This is a genomic window from Chryseobacterium sp. SNU WT5, from assembly GCF_007362475.1.
In the GTDB taxonomy this organism is placed as follows: Bacteria; Bacteroidota; Bacteroidia; order Flavobacteriales; family Weeksellaceae; genus Kaistella.
Genome location: NZ_CP041687.1, coordinates 2,659,758 through 2,672,692 on the forward strand (window position 1 = coordinate 2,659,758; position 12,935 = coordinate 2,672,692).

Annotated in this window: 11 protein-coding genes; 7 read left to right on the forward strand and 4 right to left on the reverse strand. The window is 34.7% G+C overall.

Annotated elements, in window-relative coordinates:
- The 4 genes from FNJ88_RS12575 (at window position 1) to apaG (ending at window position 5,747) form a co-directional block, all read left to right on the forward strand.
- Window positions 1-1,038: a polyketide cyclase gene (locus tag FNJ88_RS12575; protein WP_143853580.1), complete on the forward strand. Its 1,038-nt coding sequence runs from the start codon at window positions 1-3 to the stop codon at window positions 1,036-1,038.
- 100 nt (window positions 1,039-1,138) lie between these two features.
- Complete coding sequence (locus tag FNJ88_RS12580; RefSeq protein WP_143853581.1) at window positions 1,139-3,946, forward strand: 2-oxoglutarate dehydrogenase E1 component; 2,808 nt, start codon at window positions 1,139-1,141, stop codon at window positions 3,944-3,946.
- Between the two features lie 89 nt (window positions 3,947-4,035).
- Window positions 4,036-5,277 carry a 2-oxoglutarate dehydrogenase complex dihydrolipoyllysine-residue succinyltransferase gene (gene odhB / locus FNJ88_RS12585; RefSeq protein ID WP_143853582.1) on the forward strand — a complete coding sequence of 414 codons (1,242 nt, stop codon included), beginning with the start codon at window positions 4,036-4,038 and terminating at the stop codon, window positions 5,275-5,277.
- 83 nt (window positions 5,278-5,360) lie between these two features.
- Entirely contained in the window at window positions 5,361-5,747 is a 387-nt protein-coding gene (gene apaG / locus FNJ88_RS12590; RefSeq protein WP_143853583.1) for a Co2+/Mg2+ efflux protein ApaG, read from the forward strand.
- A gap of 9 nt (window positions 5,748-5,756) precedes the next feature.
- Here the strand turns inward: apaG and FNJ88_RS12595 are convergent, their stop codons facing one another.
- The 3 genes from FNJ88_RS12595 to FNJ88_RS12605 form a co-directional block, all read right to left on the reverse strand.
- Window positions 5,757-6,314: a 3'-5' exonuclease gene (locus FNJ88_RS12595; RefSeq protein WP_143853584.1), complete on the reverse strand. Its 558-nt coding sequence runs from the start codon at window positions 6,312-6,314 to the stop codon at window positions 5,757-5,759.
- 185 nt (window positions 6,315-6,499) lie between these two features.
- The gene (locus FNJ88_RS12600; protein ID WP_143853585.1) at window positions 6,500-7,462 is read right to left on the reverse strand and encodes a glycosyltransferase family 2 protein; all 963 of its coding nucleotides are present in this window, start codon (window positions 7,460-7,462) and stop codon (window positions 6,500-6,502) included.
- A 32-nt stretch (window positions 7,463-7,494) separates the two neighbouring features.
- Window positions 7,495-8,370: a lysophospholipid acyltransferase family protein gene (locus FNJ88_RS12605; RefSeq protein WP_143853586.1), complete on the reverse strand. Its 876-nt coding sequence runs from the start codon at window positions 8,368-8,370 to the stop codon at window positions 7,495-7,497.
- 83 nt (window positions 8,371-8,453) lie between these two features.
- Here FNJ88_RS12605 and FNJ88_RS12610 point away from each other — a divergent pair, with 83 nt between their 5' ends.
- Complete coding sequence (locus FNJ88_RS12610) at window positions 8,454-9,047, forward strand: thioredoxin family protein (protein WP_143853587.1); 594 nt, start codon at window positions 8,454-8,456, stop codon at window positions 9,045-9,047.
- A gap of 38 nt (window positions 9,048-9,085) precedes the next feature.
- On the opposite strand, the gene FNJ88_RS12615 is transcribed toward FNJ88_RS12610, so the two are convergent.
- Window positions 9,086-10,447, reverse strand: a complete 1,362-nt coding sequence (locus FNJ88_RS12615; protein WP_143853588.1) for an aldehyde dehydrogenase — start codon at window positions 10,445-10,447, stop codon at window positions 9,086-9,088.
- Between the two features lie 128 nt (window positions 10,448-10,575).
- On the opposite strand from FNJ88_RS12615, the gene FNJ88_RS12620 reads away from it, so the two are divergent.
- Together FNJ88_RS12620 and purB are read left to right on the forward strand one after the other, a co-directional pair.
- The gene (locus tag FNJ88_RS12620; protein WP_143853589.1) at window positions 10,576-11,382 is read left to right on the forward strand and encodes an SDR family oxidoreductase; all 807 of its coding nucleotides are present in this window, start codon (window positions 10,576-10,578) and stop codon (window positions 11,380-11,382) included.
- A 59-nt stretch (window positions 11,383-11,441) separates the two neighbouring features.
- The gene (purB, locus tag FNJ88_RS12625) at window positions 11,442-12,869 is read left to right on the forward strand and encodes an adenylosuccinate lyase (protein WP_143853590.1); all 1,428 of its coding nucleotides are present in this window, start codon (window positions 11,442-11,444) and stop codon (window positions 12,867-12,869) included.
- Window positions 12,870-12,935 lie beyond the last annotated feature (66 nt).

Below are 12,935 nucleotides of genomic sequence, written 5' to 3' on the forward strand. Positions count from 1 at the left end.
ATGCGATGGTTTAAATTTGGAGTTATTATCATATTGGCAATAGGTGGTATTTATGCCTTTGCAATGAGTTTTGTGTCAGAAAATAAAGACTTTATTATTGAGAAAGAAATTAGTTTTCCAGTAGATAAAGTATTTCCTCAATTTAATAATCTTCAAAATTTCATTTCTTGGAGCGCTTTTCTGGAAAATAAAAAAGAGATGAGTTTCCAATTCTATTCGCCATATAAAGGTCAGGGCAGTTCCATGTCTTATCAGAATAAAAAAGAGAAAGACTTAAAAGGAGATTTGTTTATTCGCTATGAGAATTCACTCAAAACTTTAAAGTTTCAGTTATTTGAAGGAAAACAGCATACTCCTTATTTAATTGATTTAAAGTTTATACCTATTAATGGCAAGACTAAAATTATCTGGTATATTCATACCCCAAGACAACCTTTTCTAAAACGTTCTTTAAATCTAATTTCAGAGGATTTCTGGACAGAAAATGTAAATAAGAGCATGGTCAGTTTGGAGAAAGTGCTAAGTAATAAAATTGACAAAGAGTTTCAGCGCGAGAATATAAAGTACGATAGTGTTTTCGTTCAAAAACAAGATAGTCAGTTGTTGTTAGGAATCAATGTTAGTACAAAAAACAGTAAAGACGCACTTTTCAACAATATCGTGATTAATCATAATAAAGTGATCAATTATGTTGAAATTGATATGGGTAAAAAAGAAGATGAGTATGGCGAACCTATTCTAATTACCGAAGCGGATAATTTTAAAGACAAAGAGGTTTCTTATTTTTATGGAATTCCAGTTTCTAAAAAGTCTGGAGTATCAGATAATAACTTTAGTTTCAGAATGCTTAATTCCTCAACCAATTATGTCATTTTTTATAAAGGTTCCTATACCAATCGCATAAATTCAATTCAACAATTATTGACGAAAGCAAAACGGGATACCATGCGGATCGGCGATCTTCAACAAACCTTTATAGAAGAACCTACAAAAGATGATGATGTGATTTTAAAACTCTCTTTACCTGTTTTCAAATAATTTACTTTTATCAAGTTTTATCTAATGGTAAGCTTTAGTACTTCACTTATTTTTGTTAAATTTGTTCTTTAAATCTAAAACAACAGTTAATTAGTAAATAATGGATAAATTTTCATTCCTTAATGCTGCACATTCGCAGTTAATAGAAGACTTATACCAACAATATTTAAAATATCCGGATTCTTTAGAACCTTCCTGGAAAGCATTTTTTCAGGGATTTGATTTTGCACTCGAAGGTTACGGAGATGATTTTAGGGAAAATTCTGGAGCCTATAATGTTTCTGCCCCAGTGCAAGCTGCAAATAATGCTGCTGCCAATGGACAGATACCAGAGGATATTCAAAAAGAATTTAAAGTTTTAAATTTAATTGAAGCTTATAGACAACGTGGTCATCTTTTCACAAATACCAATCCGGTACGGGAGAGAAGACATTTTGAACCTGGCTTAGAGATCGAGAATTTTGGATTATCCAAAAATGATTTGTCTCTAAAATTCAATTCTGCAACTGAAACTGGACTTCCAGGTGCGGCCTCCCTGCAAGAAATAATCAATCACCTTGAAAAGATTTACTGCGGCTCTACTGGAACCGAATATATGCATATTGGGAATGTAGAAGAAAGAAATTATACCAGAAAATGGTTACAGGCAAATGAAAATCAGCCAAATTTAAATGCTGCTGAAAAAATCGAGATTTTAGAAAAACTGAATCAAGCAGTAGCTTTTGAAAATTACTTGCACACCAAATTTGTTGGGCAAAAGAGATTTTCACTGGAGGGTGGCGAATCATTAATTCCTGCCTTAGATCAGTTGATAACCAGGTCTTCCCAATTAGGGGTAGATGAAGTAGTCCTGGGAATGGCCCACCGAGGTAGATTGAGTGTTCTTACAAATATTTTTGGGAAATCATACAAGCAAATCTTCTCAGAATTTGAAGGGAAAGAGTTTGAAGAAGATGTATTTTCTGGTGACGTAAAATACCATTTAGGATCATCTAAAAAGATAAAAACTGCTAATGGAGAAGAAGTTTCTATCAATTTAACTCCAAATCCATCTCACTTAGAAACGGTAGCAGCTTTAGTAGAAGGTATATGTCGCGCGAAGGTTGATAATAAATACAAAGATTCCAAGAAAGTTTTACCAATTATCATCCATGGTGATGGGGCTATTGCTGGACAGGGAATCGTTTATGAAGTTGCGCAAATGATGACTCTTGAAGGTTATACAACAGGCGGAACTATCCACATTGTGGTAAATAATCAAGTTTCATTTACAACAAATTATCAGGACGCACGTTCATCTGTTTACTGTACTGATATTGCAAAAGTGACAGAATCTCCAGTAATGCATGTTAATGCTGATGATGTAGAAGCGGTTGTTCATGCCATTCGGTTTGCGGCAGATTTCCGCGCTCAGTTTGGTAAAGATGTATATATTGATTTGTTAGGTTATAGAAAATACGGGCATAACGAAGGTGATGAACCGAGATTTACACAGCCTAATTTGTATAAATTAATCTCCAAACATCCAAATCCGAGAGAGATTTATAAAGATCAACTGATTAAGGAAGGTACACTTTCTAATGATGTATTAAAAACGATGGAAGAGAAATTCAAAAAGCTTTTAGATGCCGATTTTGATGCTTCCAAGGAAATCGAAAAGAATACCATGGACCTTTTCATGGCAGATGACTGGAAACAATTTCCAATGTCTGTCCAAGGTGCCGTACAAAGTAAAGTAGATACATCTTTTGATCCCGTTGCTTTAAAGGAATTGGCGATAAAAATGTCCACTTTACCTACCGATAAAAAATTCATTTCGAAAATTACAAGACTATTTGATAATCGAATTAAATCGATTGAGAAAGACAGCTTGGATTGGGCGATTGCAGAATGGTTGGCTTATGCGACGCTGTTGCAAGAAGGTCACAATATTAGAATTTCTGGTGAAGATGTAGAAAGAGGAACTTTTTCCCACCGTCACGCTTTAGTGAAAACAGAAGATACAGAAGAGGAATACATACCATTAAGACATATTTCTGAAAGCAGATTCGATATTTATAATTCGCATCTATCAGAATATGGAGTTCTTGGTTTTGATTATGGATATGCCATGGCTTCGCCGAATACTTTAACGATTTGGGAGGCTCAGTTTGGAGATTTTGTAAATGGAGCGCAAATTATTATTGATCAATATTTAGTTGCTGCAGAAGAGAAATGGAAAATTCAGGCTGGCTTGGTGATGCTTCTTCCTCATGGATTTGAAGGACAGGGTGCAGAGCACTCTTCAGCAAGATTAGAAAGATTCTTAACACTTTGTGCTAATGATAATATGGTTGTTGCAAATGCTACTACACCTGCTAACTATTTCCACTTGTTAAGAAGACAGATGAAATGGAATTTCAGAAAACCATTAGTTGTAATGTCTCCTAAATCATTACTACGTCATCCAAAAGTGATATCAACTGCGGAAGAAATTGGAAATGGTCATTTTGAACCAATATTAGATGATACCAATGCGAAAGCAGAGAAGATTGAAAAACTAGTGCTTTGTTCTGGTAAAATCTATTATGAATTATTGGCAAAACAGGAAGAATTAGGATGTGATCATATTGCCCTCGTTAGATTCGAACAATTATATCCGCTACAATTAGATAAAATTGAAGAAATCTTTGCTAAATATAGCAGCAGAAAACAATTGTTATGGGTACAGGAAGAGCCAGAAAACATGGGTGCTTGGACTTATATTTTAAGAAATTTCCGCGAAACAGGAATTCAAGTGATTGCACCTGTTCCTAGCGGAACACCTGCACCAGGAAGTCATAAAATGTTTGAAAGAAATCAAAATAATGTAATCAACAGAGTTTTTGATCGTAATGATGAACCAGCAAAAAGACCGGTAACTGCTTAAATTGAACTTTCAAGAAAAAAATAAATTCCGATTCTTAGAATTATTCGTAAGACCTTTAAATTAGTAACAAAAATTAAAAAAAATAATCGATGTCAATATTAGAAATGAAAGTCCCATCACCGGGAGAATCCATCACAGAAGTTGAAATCGCGACGTGGTTAGTAAAAGACGGCGATTACGTAGAAAAAGACCAACCGATCGCAGAAGTAGATTCTGATAAAGCAACCCTGGAATTACCTGCAGAAGAAAGCGGAATCATCACATTAAAAGCGGAAGAAGGGGACGCGGTAGAAGTAGGCCAAGTGGTTTGCTTAATCGATACTTCAGCTACAAAACCTACGGGTGGTGATGCTGAACCAAAAGCAGAAGAAAAATCTCCAGAGCCTGTTAAAGAAGCTCCTAAAGCTGAAGCTCCAAAAGCGGAAGTTAAACCCGCAGCAAATTATGCTACTGGAACTCCTTCGCCTGCAGCCAAGAAAATTTTGGATGAAAAAGGAATTGATTCAGCGCAAGTTTCAGGTTCAGGAAGAGACGGTAGAATTACAAAACAAGATGCAGACGTTGCTTCTGTCCCAGCGATGGGTTCAGTAACTTCTACAAATGGATCTAGAAGTACCAGCACAACAAAACTATCAATGTTGAGAAGAAAGGTTGCTGCAAGATTAGTGTCTGTGAAAAATGAAACTGCCATGTTGACTACATTTAATGAAGTTGATATGTCGGAAATATTTCGAATTAGAAAACAATACAAAGAAGAGTTTACTCAGAAACATGGTGTTGGTCTAGGGTTTATGTCTTTCTTTACGAAAGCTGTGACTAGAGCTCTGGAAATGTATCCTGACGTAAATGCTTCGATTGATGGTGATTTTAAAGTAAATTATGAGTTCTGCGATATTTCGATTGCGGTTTCTGGTCCAAAAGGTTTAATGGTACCTGTTCTTAGAAATGCAGAAACAATGTCTTTCCGCGGGATAGAAAGCAATATTAAAAGCTTGGCAGAAAGAGCTAGAGACGGGAAAATTACAGTAGATGAAATGACTGGAGGAACATTTACCATTACCAATGGTGGAGTGTTCGGATCTATGCTTTCTACACCAATTATTAACCCACCACAATCCGCTATTTTAGGAATGCACAATATTCTTCAAAGACCAATGGCGATTGATGGACAAGTGGTTATACGTCCAATGATGTATTTGGCCATGTCTTATGATCACCGAATCATCGACGGTAAAGAATCTGTTGGGTTCCTGGTTGCCGTAAAAGAAGCAATTGACAATCCTGTTCAATTCTTGATGGATGGGGATGAAAGAAAGGGATTAGAACTGTAGTAATTACTTACTATTTTCACAAATTTTATAGGTCCCGTCTATTAAGGCGGGATTTTTGTATTTAGAAATCTAAAATAGACGCCATGTTCTCAACGATATCTTTTAATATTAAAGTGACTGTTCTCCCGGTATACGATTTTAAAAACAGTTTTCCTTCTGAAAATCGTTTTGTATTCAGGTATAATATTTCCATTGAAAATTTGGGAAAAGATCCGATTCAGTTACTAAGGAGGAAATGGATGATCTATGATTTAGGTTTTGGTTTTAGCGAAGTAGCCGGTGAAGGCGTTATTGGATTAACTCCAGAAATTTTACCAGGGGGAGATTTTACCTATTTTTCAAACGTAATGTTACGTTCTGGAGTGGGTAATATGCAAGGAACTTTTTACTGTAAAAATTTATTAACTCAAGAGAATTTGGAGATCGAAGTTCCTAAATTTAGTTTGTTATCGGAGGTTTTGAGTAACTAATATTGATACTTACAGTTCCTTCATATTTTTTTTCATCACTTCATGTACTTCATCATTTCGAGTGACCATCATTTGGTTAAAAGCCAGCAGGGATATTTTTGCGCATACTTCAGCATCTGCGCCAGCCTGGTGATGACTAAATTGGATGTTATGTTGGTCTGCCAAACTTTTTAATCCGTATGTAGGTAAACCTTTCCAAGATTTTTTGGCAATAGAAATACTGCATAAATACTTCAGTTTCGGTTTAAAAAATCCGTAGTAATCTAAACAACTTCTCAAGACTCCGGCATCGAAACCGGCATTGTGCGCAATCATCAAATTTCCATACATTAAATCCTCTGCTTCATGCCAGATCTCATCAAAAGTTGGTGAATCCCGAACGTCTTCAGGATATATACCATGAACATCAATATTTCTAGGGTGAAAATAGGGAAAGCTCGGTGGTTTTATGAGCCAGGTTTGTGTTTTTACGATCTCGCCATTCTCTACCACACATATACCCATTTCGCAAGCGGAATGTCTTTCGTGAGTAGCGGTTTCAAAATCGATAGCGCAGAAATCAAGCATTTTACTACTTTTTAAAAGAGGATTGGTTAATTAAGGGAAATAATATTTATAAAAATAGAGGAGTGATCCAATTGCTAGAACCACTAAACAATGTGCTGCTTATAAGATAGGAATCAATTTCTATAAATATCTTATAAATGTAGTTAATTTAAATGTTAAATCGGAAGCGGTTAAAATTTTTAATGTTAAAGAAAATTTTTAAAAACTAACCATTTCTCTTGGTAGAATTTTGAAATTTGGCTTTTCTGGCGGAGCTTTATCGTTTCAGGTATTTGTTTGTAAAATGAAAAATGAGCCCTAATGACTGCCCAGAAGTGGGATATTCCATTTTGATATCCAAAGTAAATTCCAGCAAATGCGTCTAGTACCAATCGAAATGGAAGCAGCCAAAGTAACGTAGAAATGGGACTGTTTTTCAAAATCATCGAAAAATTATTTCGGATATTTAAAAAAGTTTTTTGAGGACTTTGTTTGTTTAGTGTTCCCCCGCCAACATGATAAACAGTTGATTTCCCAGTGTAAAAAATCTTCTTGTTGCTATTTTTCAACCGCCAGCATAAATCAATTTCTTCCTGATGGGCAAAAAAGCGCGCATCAAAACCATTCTGTGTCCAAAAATCTTTCGATCGAACAAAAAAACAACAACCTGATGCCCAGAAAATTTCTGTTTCATCATTATATTGACCATTATCTTTTTCTATATTTTCGAAAACTCTGCCCCGACAGTATGGAAAACCGAGATTATCGATAAGACCACCACCAGCGCCCGCGAATTCAAAATGAGTTTTCTTGTTGTAGTCTAATATTTTTGGTTGGATAGCGGCGATATTGGAGTCATGTTTAAATAAAATGGCAACCGGGGTAATCCAGTTTTCAGTGACTTCAACATCTGAGTTCAGAAGACAGTAGAATTCATGTTGAATATTTTTCAAACCTTCATTATAACCTCCAGCAAATCCAAAATTGGTTTTGTTTTGTACGATGCTAACATTCGGGAAATTAGTCTCTATAAAAGAAATAGAATCGTCGGTCGATGCATTATCAATCACATATATCACTGATTCGTCCGAATGCTCAATAACATTGGGGAGAAATTTTTCTAACCATGACTTTCCGTTCCAGTTAAGGATGACAATTGCTAAATCCAATTTTGTGAATCTTATTTTTATAAAAAATTATATTAATCTTCCATAACCTTTATAGCACTTTGATATTTCCACCTTCTGTGAGACCATAAATAATTATCAGGTTTTTTATTGATCGTATTTTCAAGAAGATCGTAAAATTTTCTTACTACTTCATGCTCAACGAATTTCTCGCCATCTGGATAAATTCTGTAATAATTAATTTGATAAAATCCGCGTTTTACCTTTTTCATATCACAGAATACAAATGCAAAATCCATTCTTGTTGCAAGTTTGTCATAACCTACAAAAGCGGGAGTTTTTTGATTAAGAAAGTTTAACCCATAAGTAACTTCGGAATGATGGGGAGTTTGATCTGCCACAAACATATAAACAGAATTACCATCATTAGGATTTTTGAAAATATGTTTGATAACTTCTCTGGCTTCCAAAGGGTGGTTTCCGAATCTGTTCCGAAGGCTTTTTATCTTCTCTTCCCAAAAACCACTTTGTACTTTTCGGTAGACCGGAAAACTATTTTGCTGTGGAACAATTGTAGCGAGCGCATTATACCACTCCCAGTTGAAAATATGTCCCGCCAGTAAGATCACATTTTTATTTTCAGCTTTCGCTTCGTGAAAGATATCCTGATTCAGATGTTGAACTCGAACTCGTAATTCGTTTGAGGAGATAGTGAATGATCGAAAAGTTTCTACAATGTAATCACAAAAATTGATGTAGAATTTCTTTTCAATCTTTTTGCGTTCTTCTGGGCTCTTTTCAGGGAAAGAATGCTGTAAGTTTTCTGCTACTACCTTTCTCCGATATCCTACTATATAATAAATGGTAAAAAATATCAGATCAGAAATCAAATATAGAAACCGCAGTGGTATGCGTGAAAAAAACAATATAAATTTAAATAGAAGTTTCATAAATAACTTGCAAATTTAACAATAATTACCATTATGATTGGCTCTAATTTTGTTTATTTGTATTGTACATCAATTATAATCATATGAAAAATAAAAATAATTTAAAAATTTTCGGTTTTGCATCATTGTTAATTACAAGCTTAGCCTGTTCTCAAAAAACGGAAGATACGAAAGCTAAAGAAGTTATAGTAGATACTTCTTTGACGGTAAAAACTGATAGTAGCGCTGCCTTGGAAGTAAAGAAAAAAATGGCCGCAGAAGAAAAAGCAAAACTTCCGAAACCTTATAATGATAAAGAAAATGCTGAAGCTAAAATTGCAGAATTGGTAAAACAAGCACAAGCAGAAAATAAAAACATTATTCTTCAAGCTGGCGGTAACTGGTGCATATGGTGTTTGAGATTCAACAATTACGTGCAGACAACGCCAGAATTAAAGAAATTGGTTGATGATAATTATCTTTATTATCATTTGAATTACTCTCCTGAAAATAAGAACGAAAAAACTTTTGCGAAGTATGGAAATCCTGGAGATAAGTTTGGGTATCCTGTTTTTGTAGTTTTAGACAAGAATGGAAAATTAATTCATACTCAGGACAGCGCAGTTTTAGAAGATGGAAAAGGGTACAGTTTAGAAAAGGTCAAAGCATTCTTTACCGAATGGGCGCCGAATTCATAAAGCAAAAAAATCTCGTCAATTAATGACGAGACTTTTTTTTATAATAATTTTTTAATCCAATTGAGTTTTTTATCTGAGTAAGGCGGATACTTTAAATCTGGTTCGCCCCAAGTTACCCGGTCTAAAATGGCTTTCTGATGAGAAAATGCTTCAAATCCATATTTCCCATGATAATTTCCAATTCCTGAATTTCCAACTCCACCGAATGGCAGATAGTCATTACTTAAATGCATGACCACATCATTGATGCAACCTCCACCGAATGAGATTTGAGAAATGAATTTTTCTTTTTCCTCCGATTCATCTGTAAAAAGATAGGCTGATAATGGTTTTTCGTGTTCTCCTATTTGAAGCAAGGCTTCGTTGAAATTGTTGAAAGTCAAAATAGGTAGAATCGGTCCAAAAATTTCTTCCTTCATCACTGCATCGTCCCAAGTTACATTATGAAGAATTGTAGGTTCTATATATTTTTTAGAAGAATCTGTTTTTCCACCAAAGAATATTTTTTCCTGATCGATTAATTTTGTCAATCGGTCGAAATTTCTTTCATTAATAATCCTGGTGTATTGTTCAGCTTCAGGTCCGTATTCAAATTTTTGAATATAAGATTTTAAAGAATCCAAGAAACTGTCTTTTACTTTTTCATCAACTAAAATATAATCAGGCGCCACGCAGGTTTGTCCGGCATTCAGAAATTTCCCCCAAACGATTCTTTTAGCAGCAACTTCGAAATTAGCAGAAGAAGTTACAATTGCCGGGCTTTTTCCACCTAATTCTAAGATAACTGGCGTCATATGTTTTGCTGCCGCTTCGTAAATGATTTGTCCAACTTTCGGACTTCCTGTGAAAAATATTTTATCGAATTTTAGTTTTAGAATTTCAGTTATTTCTTCCACACCTCCTTCTACAACATATAAATATTCTTTGGGGAAATTTTCATTAATGATTTTCGCCATTGCTTTCATCGTATTTTCTGCGATCTCACTCGGTTTTAATATACAAGTATTTCCCGCGGCCAACGCTGCAACAACTGGAGAGAGCGAAAGTTGATAAGGATAATTCCACGCACCGATGACCAGCGTACAGCCTAAAGGTTCAAGATAAATTTTACTGGATCCGAGCTGATTAGCTAGATTTGTTCTAACTCTTTTAGGTTTTGATAGCGATTTCAGATTATTCAAAAAATAATCGATGTCTTTAAGAACAAAAGAAATTTCGGTGGTAAAAGTATCAAATTTTGATTTTCCAAAATCCAGATAGATCGCTTCATATAATAAATCTTCATTTTTAATGATGACTTCTTTCAATTTCTCCAAATAGATTTTCCGGAAATTAATATTTTTTGTTTTTTGACTATTAAAAAATTCTCGTTGTTGAGTTAATATTTCTTGAAAATTCATTACTTTATTTATTAAAATTAGAGAGTGCAGTATGCATTGCATTAGGATCCTTGAGTTATTTCTTCTAAAACCATAACAAGTTTTAATCCAAACAAATTTACCTTAAAAATAATTTACATATTTGCAATATGGATTTTAAAAATAAAATAGTTCTCATTACCGGAGGTTGTTCCGGTATCGGAAAAATAATGGCAAGAAAATCATTGGAACGTGGTTGCCAAAAGTTGGTCATTTGGGACATTAACGAAGAAGGTTTATCCCAAACTAAAGAAGAATTTTCCAAAATGGGAGGTGAAATTTTCACTTTTAAAATTGATGTTTCCAGTTTGGACGATATTAAAGTGACTGCTCAACGCGTAAGGACAGAAGTGGGTTCTGTGGATATTCTTATCAATAATGCTGGAATTGTGGTCGGAAAATATTTCCATGAGCATACTCATGAGCAGATTGACAAAAGTATTTCGATTAACACAACTGCTTTAATGCACACGACTTTAGAATTTCTACCAGGAATGATTGAAAAAAATTCTGGTGCGATTTGTAATATTGCTTCTTCTGCGGGGTTAATTTCTAATCCAAAAATGTCAGTATACGCTTCATCAAAATGGGCCGTAATCGGTTGGGGTGATAGTGTTCGACTGGAAATGAATCAGGTAAATAAAAAAGTTTCTGTAACGACCATTATGCCGTTCTTTATTAATACAGGCATGTTCGATGGTGTGAAATCGAAAGTATTGCCGATTTTAGAACCTGAAAAAACTTCGGAAAGAATAATGAATGCGATAGAAAAAGAAACGAAGATGTTGGCAATGCCTCTTCCTTATTGGTTTATTCGTCTTTCTCAAGGGCTTTTACCAATTCCAGCATTTGATTGGGTGATGAAAAATGTGTTTGGAGTTTATGATACCATGAAAGAGTTTACTGGAAGAAAATAAGTTTTATTGCTGAAATATTTTCCTTAAATTTGTGTTTTTAAAAAGTAAAAATACAAAGAATGAATTCCTATAAAAATCCGCTTGAGGAACGTTATTCGAGTGAAGAAATGCTTTATAATTTCTCGCCGAATAACAAATTTCGAAATTGGCGAAAATTGTGGATTGCACTTGCTGAAATAGAAAAAGACCTCGGTCTGGAAATTTCTGAAGAGCAAATTACTCAATTGAAAGAAAACGCCGAAGAAATTGATTATGAAAAAGCTGCGGAATATGAAAAGAAATTCCGTCATGATGTGATGGCGCACGTTCATACTTATGGTGACGCTGCACCTTTGGCAAAAGGAATTATACATTTAGGTGCTACATCTGCTTTTGTTGGTGACAATACTGATTTAATTCAGATGCGAGACGGCCTTTTACTCATCAGAAAACAATTGGTGAATGTCATTAAAGATCTGTCTCAATTTGCACTGCAATACAAAGATTTACCGACATTAGGTTTTACCCATTATCAACCTGCGCAATTAACGACTGTTGGAAAACGAGCAACTTTATGGTTGCAGTCTTTAATTTTGGATTTCGAAGAATTGGAATTTTTCCTAGAAACTTTAAGATTTAGAGGCGTAAAAGGAACTACCGGAACTGCCGCAAGTTTTCTTGAGTTGTTTGATGGTGATTATACCAAAGTAAAACATTTAGATAAAGAACTTTCAAGTCGTTTTGGCTTCGAAAAAGTATTTGGAGTTTCCGGACAAACTTACGATCGGAAAATTGACGCAAAAGTGGTGGCATTGCTATCGAACATTGCACAATCTGCACATAAGTTTACCAATGATTTAAGATTATTGCAGAATTTAAAAGAAATTGAAGAACCTTTCGAGAAAAATCAAATCGGTTCTTCGGCAATGGCTTACAAAAGAAATCCAATGCGTTCAGAAAGAATCGGAGCCTTGGCGAAATTTGTAATGTCACTTTCTACAAGTTCCGCAATGGTTGCTTCTACCCAGTGGTTTGAAAGAACTTTGGATGATTCAGCCAATAAAAGATTAACGATTCCACAAGCGTTTTTAGCGGTTGATGCGATTCTATTGATTTGGAATAATATCATGAACGGAATCGTCGTTTATGAAAATAGAATTCAGAAACATATTATGGATGAACTTCCGTTTATGGCCACTGAATATATTATTATGGAAGAAGTGAAAGCTGGCGGTGACCGTCAGGAAATTCATGAGACCATTCGTGTTCATTCCATGGAAGCGAGTAATAAAGTGAAAATGGAAGGTAAGGAAAATGATTTGATTGAAAGAATCATGAATGATACGACCTTGAAGATGGATAAATCTAAAATCATGGAAGTCCTCGATCCGAAAAACTTCATTGGTTTCGCGCCAATTCAAACGCAGGAGTTTATTGAAAATGAAGTCAATCCAATATTGGAGAAATACGCCGACCTAATCGGATTAAAAGCCGACCTTAAAGTATAAATAATTAATGCAGTCTTTTTGGCTGCATTTCTTTTATAGGTTATGCTAACTAATTGAATTTTATAA